This window comes from Bacillus litorisediminis, assembly GCF_022808645.1.
GTDB classification, from domain to species: Bacteria; Bacillota; Bacilli; order Bacillales; family JC228; genus Bacillus_BF; species Bacillus_BF litorisediminis.
In genome coordinates this window covers 144,103-168,855 of the sequence record NZ_JAKZKT010000003.1, presented here as the reverse complement: position 1 = coordinate 168,855, position 24,753 = coordinate 144,103, and the positions used below count along the sequence as shown (strand labels likewise).

The 24,753-nt window shown below is 41.5% G+C and carries 19 protein-coding genes; 14 read left to right on the top strand and 5 right to left on the bottom strand.

From position 1 onward, the window contains the following. Positions 1 to 175 precede the first annotated feature (175 nt). From MLE14_RS02665 to MLE14_RS02655, 3 genes are read left to right on the top strand one after another with little or no spacing between them, the layout of a single operon-like run. Complete coding sequence (locus tag MLE14_RS02665) at positions 176 to 1,363, top strand: iron-containing alcohol dehydrogenase (protein ID WP_243296730.1); 1,188 nt, start codon at positions 176 to 178, stop codon at positions 1,361 to 1,363. Between the two features lie 27 nt (positions 1,364 to 1,390). Continuing rightward, positions 1,391 to 2,746, top strand: coding sequence for a GntP family permease (locus MLE14_RS02660; RefSeq protein WP_243296729.1), 1,356 nt, complete (start codon positions 1,391 to 1,393; stop codon positions 2,744 to 2,746). A 50-nt stretch (positions 2,747 to 2,796) separates the two neighbouring features. After that, the gene (locus MLE14_RS02655; RefSeq protein WP_094245263.1) at positions 2,797 to 4,257 is read left to right on the top strand and encodes a CoA-acylating methylmalonate-semialdehyde dehydrogenase; all 1,461 of its coding nucleotides are present in this window, start codon (positions 2,797 to 2,799) and stop codon (positions 4,255 to 4,257) included. A gap of 246 nt (positions 4,258 to 4,503) precedes the next feature. On the opposite strand, the gene MLE14_RS02650 is transcribed toward MLE14_RS02655, so the two are convergent. After that, entirely contained in the window at positions 4,504 to 6,420 is a 1,917-nt protein-coding gene (locus MLE14_RS02650) for an ABC transporter permease (RefSeq protein WP_243296728.1), read from the bottom strand. After that, positions 6,407 to 7,174: an ABC transporter ATP-binding protein gene (locus tag MLE14_RS02645; RefSeq protein ID WP_243296727.1), complete on the bottom strand. Its 768-nt coding sequence runs from the start codon at positions 7,172 to 7,174 to the stop codon at positions 6,407 to 6,409. The genes MLE14_RS02650 and MLE14_RS02645 overlap by 14 nt, the downstream gene beginning before the upstream one ends. Positions 7,175 to 7,384: 210 nt before the next feature. Between MLE14_RS02645 and MLE14_RS02640 the strand changes: the two genes are divergently transcribed. Both MLE14_RS02640 and MLE14_RS02635 read left to right on the top strand, forming a co-directional pair. After that, the gene (locus MLE14_RS02640; RefSeq protein WP_313897723.1) at positions 7,385 to 8,056 is read left to right on the top strand and encodes a response regulator transcription factor; all 672 of its coding nucleotides are present in this window, start codon (positions 7,385 to 7,387) and stop codon (positions 8,054 to 8,056) included. After that, complete coding sequence (locus MLE14_RS02635; RefSeq protein WP_243296726.1) at positions 8,053 to 9,084, top strand: sensor histidine kinase; 1,032 nt, start codon at positions 8,053 to 8,055, stop codon at positions 9,082 to 9,084. The genes MLE14_RS02640 and MLE14_RS02635 overlap by 4 nt, the downstream gene beginning before the upstream one ends. A gap of 188 nt (positions 9,085 to 9,272) precedes the next feature. Here MLE14_RS02635 and MLE14_RS02630 read toward each other — a convergent pair whose 3' ends face one another. After that, entirely contained in the window at positions 9,273 to 10,571 is a 1,299-nt protein-coding gene (locus MLE14_RS02630; protein ID WP_243296725.1) for an MFS transporter, read from the bottom strand. A 118-nt stretch (positions 10,572 to 10,689) separates the two neighbouring features. On the opposite strand from MLE14_RS02630, the gene MLE14_RS02625 reads away from it, so the two are divergent. After that, the gene (locus tag MLE14_RS02625) at positions 10,690 to 11,937 is read left to right on the top strand and encodes a helix-turn-helix domain-containing protein (RefSeq protein WP_243296724.1); all 1,248 of its coding nucleotides are present in this window, start codon (positions 10,690 to 10,692) and stop codon (positions 11,935 to 11,937) included. Between the two features lie 76 nt (positions 11,938 to 12,013). On the opposite strand, the gene MLE14_RS02620 is transcribed toward MLE14_RS02625, so the two are convergent. Both MLE14_RS02620 and uvrA read right to left on the bottom strand, forming a co-directional pair. Next, positions 12,014 to 13,738: an ABC transporter ATP-binding protein gene (locus MLE14_RS02620; RefSeq protein ID WP_243296723.1), complete on the bottom strand. Its 1,725-nt coding sequence runs from the start codon at positions 13,736 to 13,738 to the stop codon at positions 12,014 to 12,016. Positions 13,739 to 13,807: 69 nt separating this feature from the next. Further along, positions 13,808 to 16,270 carry an excinuclease ABC subunit UvrA gene (uvrA, locus tag MLE14_RS02615; protein ID WP_243296722.1) on the bottom strand — a complete coding sequence of 821 codons (2,463 nt, stop codon included), beginning with the start codon at positions 16,268 to 16,270 and terminating at the stop codon, positions 13,808 to 13,810. Positions 16,271 to 16,619: 349 nt separating this feature from the next. Between uvrA and MLE14_RS02610 the strand changes: the two genes are divergently transcribed. The 8 genes from MLE14_RS02610 (at position 16,620) to MLE14_RS02575 (ending at position 24,670) form a co-directional block, all read left to right on the top strand. After that, positions 16,620 to 17,267, top strand: a complete 648-nt coding sequence (locus tag MLE14_RS02610; protein WP_243296721.1) for a DapH/DapD/GlmU-related protein — start codon at positions 16,620 to 16,622, stop codon at positions 17,265 to 17,267. 53 nt (positions 17,268 to 17,320) lie between these two features. Then, the gene (locus MLE14_RS02605) at positions 17,321 to 17,752 is read left to right on the top strand and encodes a hypothetical protein (protein ID WP_243296720.1); all 432 of its coding nucleotides are present in this window, start codon (positions 17,321 to 17,323) and stop codon (positions 17,750 to 17,752) included. Positions 17,753 to 17,766: 14 nt separating this feature from the next. Continuing rightward, on the top strand, positions 17,767 to 18,468 hold the full coding sequence (locus MLE14_RS02600) for a MerR family transcriptional regulator (RefSeq protein ID WP_243296719.1): 702 nt from the start codon (positions 17,767 to 17,769) through the stop codon (positions 18,466 to 18,468). A 157-nt stretch (positions 18,469 to 18,625) separates the two neighbouring features. Further along, complete coding sequence (locus MLE14_RS02595) at positions 18,626 to 19,555, top strand: PhzF family phenazine biosynthesis protein (RefSeq protein WP_243296718.1); 930 nt, start codon at positions 18,626 to 18,628, stop codon at positions 19,553 to 19,555. 642 nt (positions 19,556 to 20,197) lie between these two features. After that, positions 20,198 to 21,214, top strand: a complete 1,017-nt coding sequence (locus MLE14_RS02590; RefSeq protein WP_243296717.1) for a TAXI family TRAP transporter solute-binding subunit — start codon at positions 20,198 to 20,200, stop codon at positions 21,212 to 21,214. 89 nt (positions 21,215 to 21,303) lie between these two features. Further along, entirely contained in the window at positions 21,304 to 23,280 is a 1,977-nt protein-coding gene (locus MLE14_RS02585) for a TRAP transporter permease (protein ID WP_243296716.1), read from the top strand. A 31-nt stretch (positions 23,281 to 23,311) separates the two neighbouring features. After that, the gene (locus tag MLE14_RS02580; protein WP_243296715.1) at positions 23,312 to 24,019 is read left to right on the top strand and encodes a FadR/GntR family transcriptional regulator; all 708 of its coding nucleotides are present in this window, start codon (positions 23,312 to 23,314) and stop codon (positions 24,017 to 24,019) included. A gap of 30 nt (positions 24,020 to 24,049) precedes the next feature. Continuing rightward, positions 24,050 to 24,670 (top strand): fumarylacetoacetate hydrolase family protein, encoded by a 621-nt coding sequence (locus MLE14_RS02575; RefSeq protein WP_243296714.1) that lies wholly within the window; start codon positions 24,050 to 24,052, stop codon positions 24,668 to 24,670. The last annotated feature ends 83 nt before the right edge of the window (positions 24,671 to 24,753 follow it).

Sequence of the window (24,753 nt, the reverse complement as noted above, 5' to 3'; positions counted from 1 at the left end):
TTATTGTTCAAAAAGTGTATATAATCCACTACACTTTCTCTACAGTTTTGTAGATATTCCTCTACATACATATAACGAGATCTTCCATATCATTCGGAAAATGAGCGGTTTTTTTATGTTGGCACACTTCTTGCATGTTATAAAGTTGTAATCGAATAGAAAGGAGTGTCAGCGTTTGGGATTATTTCGAGCACCGCAAACCATTTCTTATGGACGCCATGCATTTGATACGGTTGGAAAGGAGGCCGCATTAAGAGGAAAAAAAGCGCTCATTATCAGTGATCATATTATGGAAGGCCTAGGCAATGTCGGAAAGCTTCGCGATCTGCTTATCAAAGAAGGAATCACGAGCGCTGTCTATACTGGGGTCAAATCAGAGCCAACCGATGTTTATGTGGAGGAGGCTTTGAATCTTCTAAAACAAGAACAGTGCGATCTGGTCCTTTCACTCGGAGGAGGCAGCTGTATTGATACAGCGAAAGCAGTCGCAATTCTCGCAACCAACAGCGGATACATTGGCGATTTCATGGGAGGCAAAAAGATTGCAAGTAGAGCGCCGATTCCTCATATTGCGATTCCGACTACAGCAGGAACAGGGTCTGAAGCAACGGATGTTACGGTCATTACGAATACAACCAGCGATGTAAAAATGATGATTAAGCAGCCTGCCCTTATGCCAACTGTGGCTATTGTTGACCCCTTATTAACAGTGTCATCACCTAAGCCTGTTACCGCTGCAACGGGTGTTGATGCATTAAGTCATGCGGTTGAAGCTTATATTTCACGCCGTGCTCACCCGATGACCGATGTGTTGGCTCTATCCGCCATGGAACTTATTGTCGGAAATCTAAAAGATGCCTATAAAGATGGGGACAATCTTCAGGCGAGAGAAGCGATGTCCTTAGGCGCTTTGCAAGCTGGAATGGCTTTTTCTAATGCATCTGTCTGCTTAGTTCATGGGATGTCAAGACCAATTGGGGCGTTATTCCATGTGCCTCATGGGTTCTCTAATGCGATGCTGCTTCCGGCAGTGCTTGAATTTAGTCAAGCGCATTGTGTCGATCGTTTGGCGGACTTAGGCCGTTATTTTAATCCGGAAGCGAACCGATTATCAAATGAAGAAGCAGCAGATATTGCTGTACAATCTGTAAAAAAGCTATGCCTGGAATTAAATATCCCCAATTTACAGGGATGGGGAATTGATCAGGAGCAATTTGAAAGCGCTCTCGATAAAATGGCGACAGATGCGCTGGCGAGCGGAAGTCCGCAAAACAATCCTAGAGTGCCGGCAAAAGAAGAAATCGAGGAACTTTACCGAATTTGCTACAGCTACGACTACTCAGTTAAAAGTTCCGTACTTTAAAAATGTTAGGGGAATGGGGAGAAAAGTATGGAAGTGTTAGGATTCGTTGGTTTAATTGGGTCATTGGCACTATTAGTGTATTTGACGATGAAGGGCATCAATATTATTGTCTCGGCGATTCTTTGTTCTGTGCTGGTCGCGGTTTTAGGGGGATTAAATTTAGAAACAGCCTTAATGGATGATTATATGACCGGGTTTGTGAACTATTTTTCTTCCTGGTTCTTTGTTTTTTTACTTGGAGCTGTTTTTGGAAAATTCATGGAAGAAACGAGATCGGCTGAAAGTATTGCGACCTGGATTAGCACCAAGTTTGGAGTAAAACGGGCTGTATTTGCTGTGGTGGCTGCAGCAGCGATTATGACATATGGCGGAGTTAGTTTGTTTGTGGTTGGTTTTGCAGTTTATCCAATTGCGGTTTCGTTATTCCGGACTGCCAATTTACCGCACCGGTTTATTCCGGCAGCCTTAGTGTTTGGCTCTATTTCCTTTACCATGACTTCACCGGGTTCACCTGAAATTCAAAATATTATTCCAACCGAATTCTTTGGCACTACGCCAACTGCGGGCGGGTGGATTGGTGTTCTCTGTGCCTTGATTATTATGGTAGCAGGCGGATTATATATAGGAAGAGTTGTGAAAAAGGCTTCTCAAAACGGGGAGGTATTCTCCCTTCCGAGAACATCGCCATTAGAAGCTAAAGAAGAAATGGCAGCCAGTCTTGCAGCTGAAAGTATGGACATGAACCCTGAGCAAAAAGCGAAGGATTTACCTCATGTTTTTCTTGCCGTTTTGCCATTGATTTTAGTTATTGTATTGCTAAATGTATTAGGGCAATTTATGGATCCAACCATCGCTTTATTAATTGCGTTAGTGATTGGGATCGCTGACGCATGTATAACTATGAGTAAATATTTGAAGGAATTTTGGAATTCATTAGCTATCGGAGCGCAAAACTCATTAGTAGCGATTGCCAATACTTGTGCGGTTGTTGGTTTTGGCAGTGTGGCTGCTACGGTTCCGGCCTTTGATACTTTAATTGAAGGCTTGGTGAATATGCCTGGACCTCCATTGTTAGGACTGGCAGTGGGAGTTACCTTAATTTGCGGAATCACTGGTTCTGCATCGGGCGGGTTAGGGATTGCATTGCCAATTCTTTCACCTATTTATATGGCGCAAGGTCTCGATCCGGGTGCGATGCATCGGATTTCCGCATTAGCTTCTGGCGGCCTTGATTCACTTCCGCACAATGGGTATGTTGTAACGACTATTCGGGCTATATGTGGTGAGGAACATAGTCGTGCATACAAACCTATCTTTATGCTAAGTGTCATTTTACCTACCATTGTTCTATTCTTGGCGGTAATTCTTTACTCTATTTTTTAAAGATTCTTTACAAATAAAAATAAAATCATAGATTGAAAGGGGATCCTTACATGACTCAGACTGCTGTTAAAACACTAAAGAACTATGTAGGCGGAGAATGGATTGAAGCTAAATCCAATCAAACAGAACCAGTCTACAATCCAGCGACTGGCGAGATTATTGCGTACGTACCGATTTCCAGCTCTGAAGATGTCGATCATGCCGTTGATGTTGCCTTCGAAGCATTCCAAACTTGGAAGGAAGTGCCGGTCCCAAAGCGGGCGCGAATTTTATTTAAATATCAGCAATTATTAGTTGACCATTGGGACGAATTAGCCAGACTCATCACTCTTGAAAATGGAAAAAACTTCACAGAAGCACAAGGTGAGGTTCAGCGCGGAATAGAAAATGTTGAATTTGCAGCCGGTGCACCTTCCCTTATGATGGGTGAGCAATTAGCTTCTATCGCGACCGATTTAGAGTCAGGTGTGTATCGTTATCCGATTGGTGTCATCGGAGGGATTACACCATTCAACTTTCCAATGATGGTCCCTTGCTGGATGTTCCCTATGGCGATCGTGACCGGAAATACTTTTGTTTTAAAACCATCAGAACGAACCCCCTTACTAGCCAATCGCTTAGCTGAATTGTTAGAAGAAGCGGGTCTTCCAAAAGGGGTATTCAATATTGTTCATGGTGCTCATGATGTCGTGAATGGGCTTTTGGATCATAAAAAGGTGGCAGCTATTTCCTTTGTTGGCTCCCAGCCTGTTGCAGAGTATGTCTACAAGCGCGGCACTGCGAATTTAAAACGCGTTCAGGCTTTAGCGGGTGCGAAAAACCATTCAATCGTGCTTAAAGATGCCAACTTAGATAACGCAGCTACACAAATTTTAAATGCAGCCTTCGGTTCAGCAGGTGAACGCTGTATGGCTGCATCAGTAGTGGCCGTCGAAGAGACTGTGGCAGATGCATTTTTAGAGTTACTTACGGATAAAGCAAATAAGATTACGATTGGGAATGGACTAGATGAAGGAATTTTCTTAGGTCCCGTCATTCGGGAGCAGCATAAGGAACGGACTTTAAAATATATTGAAACCGGTGTTGAAGAGGGCGCAACTCTTGTACGTGACGGCCGTAAGGATGAAGCTGCACAAAAGAAAGGCTATTTTGTCGGCCCGACCATTTTTGATCATGTAACAACAGGCATGAAAATTTGGCAGGATGAAATTTTTGCGCCAGTATTATCCATTGCCCGTGTGAAAAATTTAGACGAAGCCATCGAACTTTCCAATCAATCCCGTTTTGCAAATGGAGCCTGTATTTTTACGAATGATGGGGGAAGTGTCAGAAAGTTCCGCGAAAATATTGATGCTGGCATGCTAGGGGTTAATATTGGAGTACCAGCTCCAATGGCCTTCTTTCCGTTTTCCGGCTGGAAAGATTCTTTCTATGGTGATCTCCATGCCAATGGTAAAGATGGATTACAATTTTATACACGCAAAAAAGTGATCACAACCCGTTGGGTGTAAGATTCATAGAAAAAGAGTACTGCAAACGTGCAGTGCTCTATTTTTTTATCTTTGTATAAAAAAGATTGTTTCAAATAAGTATTTACATACAGAAGAAGCATTTTCTTAACGGAAATTAGAAAAAAGTCATTGGTTGCAAATAAATAAAAAAACAAATCCAAAGGATTTTTTTAAATAGTAATGTTTTTGGTTGAGGGACAGACCCCAGTGGACGAAAGCTGGAATGCACTGGAGGTCTGATCCTTTTTATTTATTAACAATATTATGATAGGTGTTAACGGTCAGCACATAATAGATGATGTAAATCAAAATAAAGGAAGCCATTGCCGTAATTAAAGGAACAACCATATTAGCTCCTATCAGATTGGATATGAAATTACTTGTAAAATGCAAAATGGCGCTTCCGTGTAAGATTCCGACAGTTAACGGAAGTCCGAAAACAAAGCTTGATTGTTTTTGGATGGTTTTTCGGACTTCTTTTTTGCTGACACCGACTTTTCGCAAGATATCATAGTTTGGTTTCACTTCATTGGCTTCTGTCAGCTGTTTAAAGTAAATGATACTTCCGGTTGCGGCCAGAAAGACTAGTCCTAAAAATCCGAGTATAAAGAGACTGAGCGCATTGCCTTCTTTCCCTTCTTTATAGGCGATATAAAAGGAGGAAGTAACCTGAAAGTCCTTTCCGGCCAGTTGATCAAAAGCTATTGCGGTAGCTTCTGTTGTCTTCTCATTCTCCACTTCATAAGCCCGATAGGTAAGCGGTGTGATTTCTTTCGATACCTCTGCAAATACTTCATCACTTACCACAATAAAGAAATCAGGGTAATCAAATGGGAGGATCGAGTCTGTTGCCAGATCCGTAATCGAAAGGGTTTGTTGACTTGCAAGCGTGATGCTTTCACCGATAAATTGCTCGGCTTTAAACTCCGTTAATCTCGGCTTGATGACAGCTGCTTCATTCCCGGACAGGGATACTTTTTTATCCCGATTCAACGCTTCAGACACTTGATTAAAAGCGGTTTCTGAAAGAAGTTTCATAGGTTCAGTTACATAATCGAGCTTAAAGGAAAGCTCTCCGCTTACTTTAATAATTGGAATCGTAACCTCGGCCAGCACGGGATGCTCCGAATCCTTTTTAATAAGGTCCTCAGCCTGCTGGTCAAATTCATCCCCTCTCGATAGATGGGTATAAGTGAAAGGGACATCATCTTTAGCCCTTTGTTCGCTTCCATAATAACCACTATACGTAGCGCCAAAGAAACTTATAGTGGCTGCGCTTAAAATTGCGATTAGAGTAAAGGTCCGCGCATTGCCTCTAATGCGATACAAAAGCTGGGACGTGACAAGCAGGTTGATCCCCCGATAATAGCGTGCTTTATTTTTCTGAAATCCTTTTAAAATAAATAAGGTGACCGAGCGGAAAAATAAATGGGTTCCGATGATTAATAAGATTAACGCAGAGCCGTAATTAAACTGCACATACTCATTGGTAAGTTCTTCTGGAAAAGGTCTTAGGATTAAATAGTAGCTTATACCAAGCATAACTAGTCCAATGACAGTGGATACAGCCGAAACCTGCGGTGCTTGTTCTCCTTTTTTCTGGGCTTGAAATAGCTCAATTAATTTAAATCGATAGATGATCCGGTAACTTTGGACGGACGTAAAAAGAATGATGACCATAAATACGGACGCGGTTTGGACAATCGCTGCGATTGAGATACTGAAGTCTACCACAGCAGCAGATCCCATCAATTTGATTAAAATCATCGAAAATAGCTGGGAAAGGACGGCTCCGAGAACGATCCCAATGATGAGAGCGATGATTCCCATTATTAAGTTTTCATAGAATAGCATTTTGCCAATCGTTTTCTTGCGTAAGCCAAGCATTGAATAAAGACCGACTTCTTTTTTTCTCTGTCTTGTAAAAAATGAATTCGAATAGAGAATAAAGATGCCGACAAACAAAATCAAAACAGCAGAGGAGGCCATGAACATAAAGTCCATTGTCTCTGATAAAAGAATACTTTCTTGAATTTTATCGCTGTATTGTAACGAAACAAACGTGAAGTAAATAACCATACTAAATACAAGGGAAATGAAATAAACCACATAATTTCTAAAGTTCCCTTTAATATTCTTTTTCGCAAGACTAAATAGCGTCACTTGTGCCACCTCCCAGAGCTGAAAGGACATCTAACACCTTGTTAAAAAACTCTCTGCGGGTTTTATTGCCTTTCACAAGTTCTGTAAATAGCTTTCCGTCTTTAATGAACAAGATTCTTTGACAGTAGCTGGCAGCAAACCCGTCATGTGTTACCATCAGAATGGTGGCATGGTCTTGCTCGCTTAAGTCTTTTAAGCTTTCTAATAAATCCGTTGCTGACTTAGAATCAAGGGCACCAGTAGGTTCATCAGCTAAAAGTAAGCTCGGTTTTGTCACGATGGCACGAGAGGCAGCTGTTCGCTGTTTCTGTCCGCCCGAGATTTGATAGGGATACTTGTCTAAAATCGAACGGATGCCAAACCGATCCGCTACAGCTATAACCTTTTCTTCTAATGTGCTGACATTCATTTTCGCCAAGGCCAGCGGAAGCACTATATTTTCTTTTACCGTTAACGTATCAAGTAAATGATAGTCCTGAAAAATGAAACCAAGCTTATCTCTGCGGAAGGCAGACAATTGTTCTTCATTCATGCTTCTAATGTTGATCCCGTCGATTAGAATTTCACCAGATGTCGGCTGATCAATGGTCGCTACTACATTTAAGAGCGTAGATTTACCTGCTCCAGAAGGACCCATAATGCCAACAAACTCTCCTTCATAGACAGTTAAATCAATGTTATCGAGGGCGGTAAAGACGTTTCCTTTTGCTCCGTATATTTTCTTGATTTGTGTTCCTTCTACAATTTTCTTCATCTATTTCAATCCCCCATAAGTAAATGTTGGTTTCTCAGTACTGAACAATCTCATTGTATCTGATATAACATTCACGTAATCTTACAGTTTCTCCTTTAAAGCTTACATTTTTGTAAGCTGCATGCAGAAACCGAACTATTTTTAGTAGTATGGAATCAAGATGAATTAATAATTCTGTACATGCTCACTTGTAAGAAGGGGGATTAGAGTGTGAAAATAATGATTGTAGAAGATGAAAAGACGATTCGGGATATGCTGGGAGAAAGCCTTGCAAAATGGGGCTTTGAAGTGGTTACGGCAGACGAGTTCGAAGACGTTTTGCAGGTGGTGATATCCGAAAAACCTCATTTAATCCTGCTTGATATTAACCTTCCTTCATTTGACGGGTTTTATTGGTGCAGTAAAATCAGAGAGTTTTCAAAAGTCCCTGTTATCTTTATCTCTTCCCGTGATTCAGCAATGGACATGGTAATGGCGATGAACATGGGAGGAGACGATTTTATTCAAAAGCCATTTGATACCAATGTCTTAATAGCTAAAATCAACGCCCTGCTGCGCCGGTCTTATTCCTATATGGATATTGAACCGAACGTGCTCGAGCATAACGGGGTTATCTTAGACTTGAAAGACTGGGAAATTATATATCAAGGAAATAAAGCGGATTTAACCAAGACTGAGTTTATTATATTAAGGCTTTTAATGCAGCAGAAAGGGACTGTTGTGAATCGGACGAAAATGATGCGGAGTCTTTGGAAGGACGAAAGCTTTATCGATGATAATACGTTAACCGTAAATATCACACGGCTGCGAAAGAAGCTCGCTGAGTTGGGGAAAGATGATTTTATTTCGACTAAAAGGGGAGAAGGGTACATCATCCAATGAACTTTTTTGAATATATCAAAGATAAACGGTTTTTCCTCGGTTTCTATGTGATGATCATGATTTTTGTTTCCTTAACGATGCTAGTCAGTGTTCATTCAATTCCGATTGGAAATATCCTATATATCCACATTGGCTGTGGTTTATTGGCCATTCTTTACATCGTCCTCGGTTATTTTTATAAAAGAAAGTTTTACGTAAATCTCCATGACATGATTGAAAGCGGACTGGAGGATATCGGTTCGCTTACGCCTCATATCCAGAATCATCAACAGATGCTATATGTAGAGCTTTTACAAAAAATGATCAGCAACAATCATGCCCAGCTTCAGAAATTATATGATGAAAAGCGGGATCAGCAGGAATTTATTATGGCGTGGATTCATGAAGTAAAGCTTCCCATCGCTGCCAGCCGGCTGCTGATGGAAAATAGTGAAGGAAAGTCAATTGAATATTTAGTAGATAAGTTAGAGGATGAAATGGATAAAATTGATCATTATGTGGAGCAAGCACTCTTTCAATCTCGTACGGATTCATTTGCTAAAGATTACTTCATCACAGACATACCAGTGAAACAAGTCATTCATAAGAGTGTGAAAAAATATGCCAAGCTCTTTATCAATAAAGGGATCCGCTTTCAAATGGAGATTGCAGGCCAGGTTGTCCATAGTGAGAGCAAATGGCTTGGGTTTGTCGTGGATCAAATCTTGATGAATTCACTCAAATATACAAACGAAGGCGGAGAAATCTCAGTTCGTTTTGAAGAGGATCGGAAGGAAAGGCGGCTAGTCATCAAGGATAATGGAATTGGGATTACTCCAGAAGACCTGCATCGAGTTTTTGAAAAAGGCTTCACGGGAACGACCGGGAGATTGTACGGAAAGTCAACGGGGATGGGATTATATTTGGCGAAAAAGCTCGCTGCTAAATTAGGCCATGACCTCACGATTGAATCAGAGGCAGGCGAGTATACAAGGGCCATTATTCATTTTCCGAAAATTAGGCAGTACTTTCAATTTGACGAGCATTGACAAAACGGAACCACCCAGGACAAGAGGGACAGGAGACATGCCTGACAAGAGAGTGGACAAGAATTAGCGGTCCATAATGTTTAAGCTGCGATGATTTCCATATTTATTTTTTAAATTGACAAAAAAAGAGCGTAACCCAAAGTGGTTAGATGACACCCTATAGGTTACGCCCAAATTCTATAAAATGACTATGCCCCTAACACATTACTGTCTACCGATGGTTTTTTAGAAAGGTCAGGATGAGCTTTTTGAATCACGGATGGTCTCCCTAGAATGAGAACAACACCGATTAGTACTGCTGCTGATGAGAGCAGGATCCATTGAGCCGGGAGATAGTCGTAGAGGAATCCGTAAATGATCATCCCTAGTGGCATGAGGCCCATTGCCATCATTTCAAGAATCGAGAATACCCGCCCTTTGTAATCATCATCAATCCTCTTTTGCATCATGACTTGGATTGGCGTGTTAACAATGATCATCATGGATCCGAAACCAAACATGAGTACGATATAATAAATAAATGTCGAAGCATATGACAGTGAAACCATCAGTGGTATCGCAATGGCTCCCATGATGGCTGCCATTGCGAAAATTCCTCGTTTCGACACTAATAGCGGAAATTTGACTTCTTTCCGCATAGAGAAGTAAATGGAAAAGAGAAACATTCCAACTGCAAAAGCACCTTGTGTTAAACCAAAATGCTGGGATTCCATCTGTAATTTTTCGATCAAAATAAATGAATATCCGACTTCGAAAGCCCCCATTAGAAAGTTAATCAGCAGTGAAATCCAGATGATCGTCATGAAAACTGTCTGTGTTTTCAAGTAGCTGATACCAGCTTTGATACTTTGCCACATCTTTTCTTTCTTTTCTCCTTCAACGGACTGTTTTCTTTTCGCGAAAAGCTTGAAATTCATCGTAGCTTCCAGGATGATGGCGAAGCTAGAGGCAACCATATACATAATGAGAAAAACGGGCATGGAAACGGCTCCGTATAAAAGTCCGCCGACAGCCGGGCTCCCGATGGCTGCAAAGGAGAGGGCCATTTGGTTCAATGACATGGCTTTCTGAATTCTTGCTTGATCCACAAGTCCGGTAATGGATGAAGTGAAGGCGACTCCAGAAAAAAGAGAGGTTAGTGACAAAATACTGGTGGTTGTATAAATCGCAATTAATGAAAGTCCTTGCGCTAAGCTGACGGTAAGAAGCCCGCCGATTGCGAGGGTCGTTATGACTTGTGAAGTAATCGCAATGGATTTTCTCGAGTACCGGTCCGCAATGTACCCGGCAAAAGGAGCAGCCAGTGTGCGCGGTAAAATATTGCATACGAGATTGGTGGCAAAGCTAGTGGCAGAGCCAGTTAATTGCAGGATATAGAAGCTGATGGCAAAGGCATACACTTGTGCTCCAAACGATGAAATTAGTTTGCTAATCGTAAAGGTATACAAGTGATAGGTTGCTTTTTTTAACTTTAAAGCCTCTTCCATAAAAATCCCCACCCCAAAAAGTTTAATTTGATTAAACAAATTGTATCATGAGTAAACTTCCATTTCAATAAAAAGTTTAATATAATTAAACTATGGACAAGTTAGGAGTGTTGCCGCCATGTTAGGTGAACGGATAAGAAAGCTTAGAAAACAAAAGAACTTAACGCTGGAAGCACTAGCTGGTAAAGGCTTGACAAAGGGAATGCTGAGCTTAATTGAAAATAACAAGGCAAACCCATCGATGGAGAGTTTATCCTACATTGCTGATCAGCTTGGAGTTGAAGTGGCCGAGCTGCTTGGAGACATTAGCTCTGAGGAAATGCGGGCGGTCCTTGAACAAGCTGAAAAGCTTTTTAATATGAATTCCGAAAAAAGAGATGAGAAAATTTTTGAGGAGATCGTTTCTATCATCCGGCCATATATACCGAGTCTTAACCAGGGATATGAGTCGGCGCGCTTGTTAGAAATCTATAGCCGGACTCTCTTTTATCAAAAGAAAGAGGGGTGGGAAGAGCTGTCCGTGCGATCTTCTAAAATGTATGATCAGTTGAATCTGATAGCGAAACGTGCTTCGATTGGCATTTTTCGGGCGATGGCCAGGTTCGTTGAACATCAGTATGAGTTAGCATTAGAAATTTTTAAAAAAGAACGGGCTGATATCGAGGATAAACAGTCACTTATAGACCCCATTACTCGGCTTGATTTGGATTATCATGAAGCTATATTGCATTTCTCCGTTGGCGATTCACGGTCTGGCATACAAGTAATGGAGCAAGCCATTGCTTTTTCAAAGGAACAAAAGATTTTTTACCTCGTCAGTGATTTATACCGGCTTGCAGCAGCCTATGCTATGCTGGAGCAAGATGAGGAAGAGATGGAGTATTATATTAAAAAATTGCGGCAGTACGGAGAGTTTGCAGAGGATCTTCATTCCTTGTTGTTTTGTGAGCTCATTGATCTTGTATACCTAAACAATGAGCAACAGAATTTCGAAGAAGCCTTGCAGGTGATTGAGAAGCATTTAGGGAATCCGAAAATGATGGAGGACTACAAATATTGGATCTACCTGGAGAAGGGGAAAGCATTGTATGGTCTTGGGCGTTATCACGAATCCCTGCAATGGTTTGAAAAAGTCGAAATACCAGCCTATCTCCATTTTCCCATTGATTTGGCTTTTTTCTATGTCATGCATGCTTACCAATCGCTTTGCTACTACGAACTAGGTGAAAATGAGAAGGCTGCAGAATTTGCAGAAAAGGCGCGGGACCTATTCAAATCCCTTCCGCAATCACCGCAAAAGGAATTCGCTGAAAAGGCTTATCGAAAAGTAATTAAATGCCAAGACAAAGGGGATACCGAATATTAATCTTTTAAATTAGGACTTCTTTTCATAGGAATAAGGAACGCTTCTGACCATGTACCAATCAGAAGCGTTTTTATATTTATGCCAACTGCTGCTCGGCAAACTCTCGATACAGCGGATGTGATTGTACCAACTCTTGGTGAGTACCAGCCCCCGTGATTGTTCCATTTTCAATTAAGATGATTTTATCTGCGTTGACGATGGTGGATAATCGGTGGGCGATAATAAAGGTGGTTCGCCCTTCCATGAGCCGTGCCAAGGCTTGCTGGACAATCCCTTCTGATTGACTGTCTAAGCTTGCCGTGGCTTCGTCCATCATCAATATTTTTGGATCTCTCAGGAAGGCTCTTGCAATCGCAATTCGCTGTCTTTGACCGCCTGAAAGCTTAACTCCGCGTTCTCCCACCTCTGTATCTAGCCCATTTGGAAATTCTTTTATAAATTGACCAGCGTAAGCCATTTTAACTACTTCCCATAAGCGGTCATCGTTGATTTCTCCTACGTCCTCTAGTCCATAGCACAAATTTTCTCGAATCGTTCCAGCCATCATCGGACTGTCTTGCGATACATAACCAATTTGCTTTCGCCATGCATACACGGAAAGCTCGCTAATCAGGGTGTCCCCAATCAGAATTTTACCTGATGTCGGTTCATAAAAGCGTTCCAGCAAACCAAACATCGTGGTTTTCCCGCCTCCGCTCGGACCTGCAAAAGCAATCATGGATCCAGGCGGTACGTCAAAGGATATATTTTTCAGGACAGGCTCTTCCTCACTATAAGAGAAGGAAACATCCACTACATGAATTTCTTGGTTCGTAATATCCATTTCTTTTCCGCTTTGTCCAGGCTCCACTTCTTCATCTAATATTCCAATAATCCGGTCAGCTGCCCCTTTTGCTTTTTGCAGCTGGGTAAAAAATAAGGTAAAAGATGTAATGGGATAAATAATTTGAAAAAGATAGAGCAGAAAAGCAACCAGTGAGCCTGTGCTCATGGTGCCATCTGCCACTCGGATCCCGCCATAGCCAATGATGATGACAATGACCACCATGACGACTAAGTACATAAGGGGTCCGATAAGAGAGAAAATTTTCCCTTCTTTTAACCCAATCAGCACCAGCTTTTCGATCCCGGCTAATCCCTTTCTTTCTTCGTTCTTTTCCGCATTGGAGGCTTTCATGAGCCGTATTTCACTTAGAGTCTGCTGGACATTCGCAGTAAAGCTGGCTGTCTCATCCTGAAGACTGCGAGATATCTTGGACATTTTACTGCCTAAAGGGGCAATAAATAAAATCGATATGGGAACCGCAATAAACATGAGCAAGGTCATTTTCCAGTCCATTATAAACAAGATCGTAACGGCACCGATAATGGAGGTAATTCCGCTAATAAATTGAGGGAAATGCTGCGAAATTAAGTCCTTTAAAACACCGGTATCATTGACAACCCGACTGACCGTTTCCCCGCTGGTATGTTCATCAAAGTATCGAACGGGTAAACGTAAAAGCCGGAACCATATTTTCTTGCGCAGCTGAGCGACTATTTTTTGCCCTACATAGGTTAAAGCATATAAAGAAAGTCCGTCTATGACAGCTTGTAACAAAAAAACCGCAACCATGGCCATAATTAATAATGTGTTGATGGATTCAATGGAGAAACCATCAACCATTTCTCTTGTTAATAAGGGGATGGTGAGCCCAGTCATAGTAGTGAGAATACTTCCGATCATCCCAATGGTCAAGGCTAATTTAGGTATATCAGCAGAAAGGATAAGAGACAGGAATGGCTGACGTTTTATTTTCATGCGTATACCTCCTTTTTTGAAGAGTTGTAACGCTTCTGGTCTCGGGTAAGACCAGAAGCGTACTTTTATTTAATGAAGGTTTAAGTACTTGCCAGTATGTGAGTTTTCTAAAAGAGCAATTTGTTCCGGTGTTCCTTCACCAATCACTTGTCCACCGGCAGCTCCGCCTGATGGCCCCATATCAATCAACCAATCAGAGGCTCGAATCACTTCTAGTGTGTGTTCAACGACAATCACAGTGTTTCCTGCATCTACCAGCCGATTTAAGAGGAGAAGAAGCTTGTTTACATCAGATGGATGTAATCCTGTTGTCGGTTCATCGAGCAAGTAGAGAGTGTGATTGGCGGTTTGTTTGTACAATTCCTTCGCCAATTTAATCCTCTGACTTTCTCCCCCAGACAGGGTCGTGACAGATTGCCCCCAGTTTAAATAGCCCAGTCCAACATCACATAACAAATCAATAATGGATCCAATCTTTTTCATTCCCTTAAACATTTCACGGCTCTCCTCAATCGTCATATCCAGGATAGCTGAAATGTTTTTACCCTTGTACGTTATTTCGAGGATGAAGTCCTTAAACCTTTTTCCTTTACACACAGGGCAGGTGACCTCTAAATCAGGCATGAAATGCATATTGGTCATTACAAACCCAAGACCTTGGCAATGTTCACATCTACCGCCTGGTGTATTGAATGAAAAATCCTTTGGCTCAAGCTTCTTATCTTTTGATTCTGGCAGACTGGCAAACAGATTCCGAATTAAAGTGAAGGCTTCAGAATAGGTTGCGACATTCGACCGCTGCATCCTGGTTAGAGGCGTTTGGTCCACAGTTATCATGTTTTCAATCGAATCAAAACCAGTTATCTTTTCACACCCCTCTACTTTTCCTTCCTTCGCGGAAGAAAGCACATCGAATACTAAGGTAGATTTTCCAGAACCGGAAACCCCTGTGATTGAAATGAACGTTCCTAGCGGGAAGGAGACGGTCACATTTTTCAAGTTATGCTTGGTTGCGTTATGAACAGTTAGATACTTTCCGTTTCCGTCGCGTCTTTTCCTTTTTGCAGTTACAGGTTTTTTTAGGAAGGCCCCTGTAATCGATTGCTCCTGTTCCATTAACTGTTGGACAGTACCTTCACCGATCACGTTTCCTCCGTACTTACCGGCACCAGGACCGATATCAATAATGTGGTCAGCTCCCCGCATCATATCTTCATCATGTTCGATTACTAAAACGGTATTGCCTAAATCTCGCAGTTCTCTCATAATTTCCAGCAGCCCTTGCGTATCCTTTGGATGTAATCCTGCTGTCGGTTCATCTAATATATAGAGTACACCAGTCAGACCCGAACCAAGAATCGTAGCTAATCGTAAACGTTGGGCTTCACCGCCTGAGAGCGTAATCGTCTGGCGATCTAATGTCAGATAGCCTAATCCCACTCGAATGATACGGGTGATTTTTGTTTTGATCTCATGCAGTAAGGATTCTGCAACGTATAAGCTTTCTTCCGATAATTCGCTAAGAAGCTCGTCAATCCAAATGAGTATATCGTCCAAGGACCATTTAGAAACGGCTGTAATGGAGGTGCCAGCCACTAACACTTGACGGCTGGCTTTATTTAACCGTTCGCCTGAACAATCAGGACAAGTTTTGGAGAAAAATAATGGAGCTTCTCCCGATTGGCCAGCCTTTTCTTTGAACCTTCTCCAAATTCCCGTAACCACACCCTCGAATTTTCCTTTATTGACAGCCTTGGGAGGTTTTTTATCTGGAAAGTAGGATGAGAATGGTTCACTTTCTACTCCATAATAGAGAAGATCTCTTTGAACATCCGTATACTCCTTTAATGGCTGGTCTAAGTCTAATGGGATTTCATAGTAGTCAGCAGCAGCCTTTAATATTTGGAATTGATAGTCACGATAAGGTCCCTTCCAAATCAGGACCGCATCTTCATTTAAACTAAGCTCTTCATTAAAAACGGAGTGAAAGTCTAGCTCTGAAACGATTCCAAGTCCGCTGCAAGTTTCGCACGCCCCTTCCAGTTTGTTAAAGGAAAAATGGCTGCGAGTCAGCTTTTCAAAACGATGCTGGCAATGAGGGCAATCTATATATTGTTTAAAGTCATCTTCTTCATAGATGTCTTTGTCGAAACGGGGAGGGATTAGCCTAAGACAGTTGGGGCAAAGTTGTTCTCCAAGTTTTTCATAAACCACTCGTAAATACGTATAAATATCCGTTATGGTTCCAACGGTGGAGCGTGGGTTTCGATTTGTAATGTGCTGGCCGATGCTGATGGATGGAGATAAACCGGCAATCGATTCGACTTTCGGCTTCCGAATAGCATCTGTCGTCATCCCCATGGATTCCATATAGAGCCGCTGGCATTCTCTTTGAAGGGTATCTAGGGCTAACGTTGATTTTCCAGAACCCGAGGGACCTGTAATTAAAACCAATTTGTTCTTTGGAATCCGAAGCGAGATGTGTTTCAGGTTGTGTTCATACGCACCTTTAATCTCAATGAAATCTTTCATAAAATTCCTCCTTATATTATAGTTACTCTCCTATTCTATAACATTAAAGCAAATGCTAAGGTTGTGTGTTATTTTTATTGATTTGAATGGTAAAATACCGTCATGGTGGTTTAAGGTTATATTGTAATGTTGGGAAGGGTTAGTCTCGGGGAGAGAAAAGAGCTGCCCAAGCCGGAAACGAAGAGCCCGAGTTTAATTGCAGAATTCATTTATCATTTTGTCAATGTGCCGGGAAAGCTTAATTGGCAAGACTTAATTTGTTCACAAAAGCTTTACGATTCCGTAACTTGTCGTACATGTAAACAACTTATGATGAAAGAAAGTCGTAAGAATGAGAGGATGGATAGTAGTGACATTTACATATATCGATCATGCGGTTAAGGAAAAACAGCTTACTCCGGTGCCTTCCATACACGAGACGGCAATCGTCCGAAAAAGCCAAATCGGGGAGTGGACTGAGATCGGCGCATTCAGCCGATTTAATGAAGTAATGTTTGGAGATTATAGCTACTGTGTTGATGATGTTGAAATTAATTATGCGGAGATCGGGAAGTTTTGCTCAATCGCTTCACACGCATGCATTAATCCTGGCAATCACCCAATGTGGAGAGTCACGCAGCATCATGCCACATACCGCAGCAAATCGTACGGATTCCAACAATCGGATGACATTGAATTTTTCCAATGGAGAAGAGACCATAAGGTGGTTATCGGCCATGATGTATGGATTGGCCACGGAGCCACGATTATGCCGGGAGTGACAATCGGAACGGGGGCAGTTGTGGGTTCTGGAGCGGTCGTAACCAAAGATGTTCCCCCGTATACCATAGTGGCTGGAGTGCCGGCAAGGCCAATTCGACAAAGATTTTCAAGTGAAATTACCGAAAAACTGCTTGCCATCGCATGGTGGGATTGGCCAAGGGAGTTGTTGGAGCAACGTTTCGATCAGTTTAACGATTTGGAGCAATTTTTATGTACATATGCATCGGAAAAATAATCTTAAAGTCTCTCGATGGCGTCGGGAGGCTGTTTTTTTGAGGTTGAAATCTCGTGAGTGTAGTGGTTTACTTATTTAGTCTCGGTAGGAGGAGAATTAGTCTCGGTAGGAGGAGAATTAGTCTCGGTAGGAGGAGAATTAGTCTCGGTAGGAGGAGAATTAGTCTCGGTAGGAGGAGATTTAGTCTCGGTAGGAGAGGATTTAGTCTCGGTAGGAGAGGATTTAGTCTCGGTAGGAGGAGAATTAGTCTCGGTAGGAGGAGAATTAGTCTTGGTAGGAGGAGAATTAGTCTCGGTAGGAGGAGAATTAGTCTCGGTAGGAGAGGATTTAGTCTCGGTAGGAGAGGATTTAGTCTCGGTAGGAGGAGATTTACTCTCGGTAGGAGAGAATTTACTCTCGGTAGGAGGAGATTTACTCTCGATAGCGGAGGATTTACTCTCGGCAGCGGAGAATTTACTCTCGGTAACGCCAAATATCCTTTTTAGCAGAGGTGGATTCAATGGTAAAACCAATTGAGATTGCTAAGAAGCTCGGTATTAGTACAAGTGCTCTGCGCCATTATGAATCATGGGGCATTGTTCCAAAAGCAGAACGGAAAGCAAATGGATATCGTGTATATACAGAGGAACACGTTGCCTATTTTGAATGCATTCGCGCCATGAACTCCGGGTTTGGCATGAAGCTGATCCGCGAAATTATGCCAATGCTTCAAAAGAAGCAGGTCATAGATGCTTTATGGAAGGTCAATGCCATTCAGGCACAGTTAAATAAAGATAAACAAAAGGCAGAGAAGGCACTCGCCATCCTTGAACAGGATTCATTCGATGAAATGATGAGCCCGCAACAAAGCAAGCAGTGGTACACCATTGGAGAAGCAGCCGAGTTAATCGATGTCTCGCCGTCAACACTCAGACACTGGGAACAAGAAGATTTAATTGAACCGGAGCGTGACAGGACAAGCGGCTACAGGATGTACACGAAAAATGATTTGCGAAAGCTTTTAGTGATCCGCACCCTCCAAAAAGCGGTGTATTCGCTAGAGGTTGTCCGGGAAATCCTCGGTGAAATGGACAAGCATAATCTGGAAGAAGCTATAAAAATCACTAGGGAGTCCTTGGTTTATCTAGACTATTTGGTTAAAGAGCAGCTGAAAGGGATGGCTTATTTGTATAGATTGTGTCAGATTGTCGAGGAAAAATGAAGGGCTTCAGATGAATCGCTGATTGAGTCATTGAAGGAATGTTCATATATTCCCTCCGCCTAAAAATAAATGCAATCATTTAATTTATGAAAAACATTCGTTTGATTCATGATAAATCGAGAGATATATTTATTTAGCAGGGATTGGAGGAGAACGCATGAACATTTTAAATTATACGCTGTTAGACGTATTTACAACCAATCAGTTTGGAGGGAATCAGCTCGCCGTATTTTATGGGGAAGAAGACTTGTCAACTGAAATAATGCAAAGGATTGCCAGAGAGTTAAATTTATCTGAGACGGTATTTATTTTTACCGCCGATTCACCTAGTGCAGATAAAAAATTACGAATCTTTACTCCGCAGCTTGAGCTGCCAATGGCTGGTCACCCTACCATTGGGGCTGCTTATGTATTGGCTGAAAAGGAAATTCTGAAGACTGAACCGGGTCAGAATCAATGGATATTTGAAGAGAAAGTCGGGAATATTCCCATTACAGTTTATAGGGATCATTCACGAATTTCAAAAGTTGAAATGAAACAGCCGAATCCAGTTTTTGGTGAGAAAATACAAGATTATGAAAGGGCTGCGAGCCTTCTTTCACTGTCAATTGACGATATAAATATGAATTTTCCTATTCAAACTGTTTCAACAGGGGTGCCGTTTTTATTTATCCCGATTCAATCGCTTGCAGCTATAAAAAGAATCAATTTTCGAAGTGACGTATGGGAAAAATATTTTAGCCGTAATCCTCATACAACAAATATTTTCACATTTACTGCAGAAACAGAAGAGCCTGAATCAACTGTACATAGCAGAATGTTTGCACCAGCGATGGGAATATCCGAAGATCCAGCAACTGGTGCCGCAAGCGGTCCTTTAGGCGCTTATTTAGTAGAGCATGGTGTCATCCCTTCGAATGAAGACGGTAAATATTTCATCAGAAGTGAACAAGGATTTGAAATAGGACGACCCAGCTATATTGACATCTCTATTCAAAAAAACGGTAACGACTATAAAGAAGTAAAAATTGGCGGAAACTGTGTGATCATGGGTTCAGGACAACTTTACATACGTTCATTGAAGTAAGGGATCTCACAACAGTGAATCCTTTTTTGCACTTAAGAAAGTATAAAATTTTAGCAAAGCAGCAAATTCGACGTAGCTAAAATTTTTAGGAATAAAGTATAAGCGCAACTAGGTAATCGCCTGCACCTAAAGGCCTGGCGCTAGCCAAGTTTTCTTTATTTAAGGTTTTGTTAAACTATCCGGCTGATTTCCGCTGCTGGCGCAGAAGCTTACGCAGGCGATTTGGGAGCCTCCTCAGCGCTTTAGCGTATGCTCAGGTTTCACTTGACTCGCTTTTCTAAGCAGGAGTCTCGCATTCCGCTCCAATCAGCATGGTTCCATACCACAATAAGCTTTTTTCTAGCCTTGTTTAAAGATTGCTAAATACATCATGCAAGAACCAATTTATGGAACAACCGATGGTTTGGCTCACGTCAGTCAAGCCTTTTTTCGTTGTTAAACAATGCGGTTTGATATGGAATGCTAGCTTTTCATACAAAGATCTATCCCCTTTAAAGCTTTATTGCTATAAAGTACCGAACAGTCGAAAATTTAAAAAAATTGTTGAATTTAAAATTTGTAATGTTGTATACTTGTAATACAACTTGTGTAAAGCGCTTACATGAAAAAAGTGAACAAATACAATAAGGGGAGAATAACTAAATGAAAAAGCACTTATTTCTAGTATTAACTTCCGTATTCGTTCTTTTGTTAGCCGCTTGTGGGGGAACAGGCAGCGGCGGCGGAGAGAACAAACAGCAATTTCTAACAATTGCAACGGCTTCCTCAGGAGGTACTTATTATCCAATTGGAGTTGGAATGGGGAACCTTTGGACTGAAAAACTCCAAGGTGAAGGTATTAAGGCTACAGGTCAATCTTCTGCAGGGTCTGTCGAGAATATCGACTTATTAAGAAAAGGTGAAGCACAGCTAGCGATTTTACAAGGTTTAATTGGAGCACAAGCTGTTGACGGATCTGGAAATTTTGAAGGAAATGCTTATGAGGATTTGCGTTCAATCTCTATGCTTTGGCCAAACGTTGAACATTTTCTTCTTATGAACGACAAGGTAAAGACAGGAACAATTTCTGATATTGAAGGTACCACTTTCTCAGTAGGACCACAAGCAAGCGGAACAGAACAATCTACTCTTGTTATGATGGAAGGAATCAATTTAACGAAAGAAAATATTAAACCTGAATATTTAGGATACGATGATACCGTTTCAGCTATGCGTGACGGAAGACTTGATGGCGGATCAGCTCCTGCTGGTATCCCGGTAGCGGCCGTTATGGATATGTATGCAAGCGGTGTCGATGCAACTGTGTTAGAAGTAACCGATGAACAGCTAGAAGCGATTAATAATGTTTACAATACATGGTATCGTTTCGTGATTCCTGCAGGCACGTATCCGGGAGTTGATAAAGATATCAACACAATTGCTCAGCCAAACTTCTTAGGGGTAACAAAAGAGCTTGACGAAGAAACGGTTTATAAATTAACAAAAACACTATATGAAAACCTAGACTTTATGTATGGTGTACATGATTCAGCTAAAAACATGACACTTGAAACAGCTTTAGACGGGCTGCCAGCTCCTTTGCACGCTGGGGCATATAAGTACTTTAAAGAACAAGGTCTAGAAATCCCTGAAAACTTAATTCCGCCAGAAGCTAAGTAATAAAGCGTTAAAATTGGAGGGATTCTTCCCTCCAATTTTTAAACTAAGTAGAAAAAGAGTTTGATTGAAACGAAAGAAGGTGGGATAGGATGTTTACATTTAAGAAGACACCTAAAGTTGGCCAAGAAATGGATTTGGATAAAGAGGGCGGCGGCGGAGTTCGCCAATTAACTGGAAAACAGGCTACGATTGCTGCAGTATTTGCAATTGGTCTATCGGTTTTTTCCATTTATGTAAATGGATTCATGAATATTCAGGAGATATACCGCAATGTCATTTTTCTAGGTTTCCTATTTGTTTTGGGCTTTCTTTTATATCCAGCAACAAAGAAGGGAAATCGAGAAAAGTTTTCAATTGTTGATGCTATTTTAGCTGTGATTGGATTATCTGGAGTTGTTTATATTCTATTTAATTATTCTGTCATTCACAATGTGAGAATGTCACAGGCGATTACGCAAGATTATATTTTTGCGATTATTACGGTTGTAATTCTATTAGAAGTTGCCAGAAGAACGATTGGGATTTTTATTCCTTTACTTTCTTTGATTGCGCTGATTTATGCTGTGTATGGCCCTTCTTTTCCGGGATTGTTTGCTCATGCAGGCTTCTCGATGGAGAGACTCTTATACCGCATTTATATGACTACTGAAGGTGTCTTCGGTATGACATTTTCAATTGCCACTACCTATATTATTATCTTCATTCTATTCGGAGCGTTCCTGACTGCAAGCGGAGCAACCAAGCTATTTAATGATTTGGCGATCGCAATTGCAGGACAACGCCGTGGCGGCCCAGCCCAGGTAGCCGTTATTTCTAGTGCTTTAACTGGCACTTTGAGTGGTAGTGCTGTCGCCAACGTTGCAACCACTGGAACCTTTACAATTCCTCTAATGAAAGGTCTTGGACTCAAACCAAGATTTGCTGGTGCTGTAGAAGCAGCAGCATCTACAGGCGGAATGATCATGCCGCCGATTATGGGAGCCGCTGCCTTTATTATGGCTGGATTTTTAGGAGTCAGCTACAATGTTATTATTTTGGCAGCTGTCATTCCTGCGATTCTTTATTATGCAGCATTAATCTTTGCGATTGACATCGAAGCGAAAAAGCAAGGTCTTAAAGGGATGAGTAAAGACTCAATTCCGCAGGTATGGGCTGTATTAAAAGAAAGAGGTCTTTTATTACTACCTATCATCGTTATTATTGGAGCTCTTTTATCTGGAAAAACTCCGCTGTTTGCAGGTTTTGCCGGAATTATCACAGTTATTGTTACGAGCTGGTTAACAAAAGATAAATCAAACCGTATTACGTTTAAAAAGGTAATAGAGGCTTTAATTGATGGGGCCAAAGGGACCGTTCAAGTTGGGGTTGCCTGTGCTTCCGTAGGTATTATTATCGCGGTTGTGACGATGACAGGACTTGGTTCTACTTTAGCCTATAACATTATTGAACTTTCTGGTGGAGAACTATCTGTCATCTTAGTTCTCATAATGATTACATGTATTGTTTTAAGTATGGGATTGCCTTCAACTGCTCTTTATATCGTTGTGGCTGTTACAGCTGCACCAGCATTAGTTGAAGCTGGAGTTAATCCAATTGCAGCCCACTTCTTTGTATTCTGGTTTGGAGCATTATCGAATGTTACACCTCCTGTAGCGTTAGCATCTTATACTGCCGCCGGACTTGCTGGAGCAGATGCGATGAAAACTTCATGGACAGCTGTGAAGCTCTGTTTGCCAGGGTTTATTATCCCGTTCATGATTGCTTACAACCCAATCATGGTTATGCAAAATGAAACAGGAGGAACCGCATCAATCGTTAGTGCGATTCCGGTTTTATTAACAGGAATGCTTGGCGTATTTGCGCTTGCTGTAGCGGTATTTAACTTCTTCAGAACAAAGCTGAATCTATTGGAACGGATTGGTTTCTTTGCGACTGCTATTCTTTTAATAGATCCGGGTATGGTGACTGATATAATTGGGTTAGCCATTGTTATTTTATTGTTGGCGATTCATATTACGCGCTCGAAAAAAATAGAAGTGAAGCCGGGATCTGAAGTAGGAGCTTAGAAAGCTCAATACTGCGTAAAGGAAGAATTCCATGCGTATTAAAAGAGAAAAGGTATCGAATTTAGTACTAGAAGAAATAAAAAAGATGATTAAATCAGGTGAATTCCCGCCTAACAGTAAGCTTCCGTCTGAAACAGAACTCGCAAAGATGTTTGGTGTAAGCCGCTCTCCTATTCGGGAAGCCCTAAGTGTGCTGGCAGCGAGCGGCTTAATTGAGTCAACTCAAGGCGGGGGAAGCTGGGTGAGGGAAGTGAACCTGGCCGAAATGCTAGAGCCTGTTCAATTCGAAATGGTTGAAGTTGAACAGGTTCAAGACCTATTAGAAATGCGCACAATCATTGAATCTGAAGCCGCTTTTCTTGCAGCAAAGCGGCATAAGCCCGAGGATATCATAGACCTGGAGGAAGCTCTTGAAGCTTTTAGAAGGGTCAGTGAAGATCAATATAAGATTGGGTATGAAGAGGATTATGCGTTTCACCGTATTATTGTCAGGGCTGCCTACAATCCATTTTTAACGCAAACTATGGATCATTTATCAGAGCTGCATTTAAAAGCGATGATGTTTTCGCTTGAGAAAAACCTTGGCTGGGAAGCGAAACGGCAAGAAGTTTTTATGGAGCACGTTCATATTTTTGAGGCTATTAAAAACAGAGACAGTCAAGCCGCACGGGCTGCCGTTATTGAGCATTTAACCAACGCCAGAATAAAGCTTGGGGACAGACGGGTGTCCAAGCTTTAAATCCAAAATAAAAAGGACCGATGTAGAAAAATGGATATTCGCAATATTTTTTGTATTGGACGCAATTATGCAGCACATGCAGCAGAGCTGGGAAATGCAGTCCCGGAATCACCGATTCTTTTTTCAAAACCGACTCATGCTTTGGTGAAAGCAAATGGAGAGGCCGTATCATTCCCGAGTAATCAGGGTGAAATCCATCATGAGCTCGAAATTGTTCTATATATCGGAAAACAAGTAACAGATGGGTTTAAAGCGGACGATGTTGTAACAAAAATGGCACTTGGAATTGATTTTACATTAAGAGATTTGCAGTCTGAACTGAAAAAACAAGGGTATCCCTGGCTTCGAGCAAAAGGATTTAAAAATTCAGCCATCATAACGGAATTCTGGGATTTCCCAGGTACAGATGCTTGTAAGGAAACCGACTTCTCTTTATTAAAAAATGGTCAGCGTGTTCAACACGGCAATATTCAATTGATGATGTTTGATTTTCAGTCCATCCTCGAACATATTCACCGGGAATTTGGTCTCGAGGAAGGAGATATTGTTTATACTGGAACACCTGAAGGAGTTGGATCCATCGCGAATAGAGATGAATTTGTTTTACTATGGGGAAATGAAGAAAAGGGACGTTTTATTGTCAGTCTATAAGGAGGGAAAAGGAGCGATTTGGATCGTTCCTTTCCTGCCATTAATGTGGACAGTCCACTAGACCTCTAGGACAGTAGGGAGGA

Bases quoted from the DNA above. Each gene is read 5' to 3' on its own strand.
- MLE14_RS02660 (WP_243296729.1), top strand. From the start codon at position 1,391: ATGGAAGTGTTAGGATTCGTTGGTTTAATTGGGTCATTGGCACTATTA.
- MLE14_RS02655 (WP_094245263.1), top strand. From the start codon at position 2,797: ATGACTCAGACTGCTGTTAAAACACTAAAGAACTATGTAGGCGGAGAA.
- MLE14_RS02645 (WP_243296727.1), bottom strand. From the start codon at position 7,174: ATGAAGAAAATTGTAGAAGGAACACAAATCAAGAAAATATACGGAGCA.
- MLE14_RS02635 (WP_243296726.1), top strand. From the start codon at position 8,053: ATGAACTTTTTTGAATATATCAAAGATAAACGGTTTTTCCTCGGTTTC.
- MLE14_RS02630 (WP_243296725.1), bottom strand. From the start codon at position 10,571: ATGGAAGAGGCTTTAAAGTTAAAAAAAGCAACCTATCACTTGTATACC.
- MLE14_RS02625 (WP_243296724.1), top strand. From the start codon at position 10,690: ATGTTAGGTGAACGGATAAGAAAGCTTAGAAAACAAAAGAACTTAACG.
- MLE14_RS02620 (WP_243296723.1), bottom strand. From the start codon at position 13,738: ATGAAAATAAAACGTCAGCCATTCCTGTCTCTTATCCTTTCTGCTGAT.
- uvrA (WP_243296722.1), bottom strand. From the start codon at position 16,270: ATGAAAGATTTCATTGAGATTAAAGGTGCGTATGAACACAACCTGAAA.
- MLE14_RS02600 (WP_243296719.1), top strand. From the start codon at position 17,767: ATGGTAAAACCAATTGAGATTGCTAAGAAGCTCGGTATTAGTACAAGT.
- MLE14_RS02595 (WP_243296718.1), top strand. From the start codon at position 18,626: ATGAACATTTTAAATTATACGCTGTTAGACGTATTTACAACCAATCAG.
- MLE14_RS02590 (WP_243296717.1), top strand. From the start codon at position 20,198: ATGAAAAAGCACTTATTTCTAGTATTAACTTCCGTATTCGTTCTTTTG.
- MLE14_RS02585 (WP_243296716.1), top strand. From the start codon at position 21,304: ATGTTTACATTTAAGAAGACACCTAAAGTTGGCCAAGAAATGGATTTG.
- MLE14_RS02580 (WP_243296715.1), top strand. From the start codon at position 23,312: ATGCGTATTAAAAGAGAAAAGGTATCGAATTTAGTACTAGAAGAAATA.
- MLE14_RS02575 (WP_243296714.1), top strand. From the start codon at position 24,050: ATGGATATTCGCAATATTTTTTGTATTGGACGCAATTATGCAGCACAT.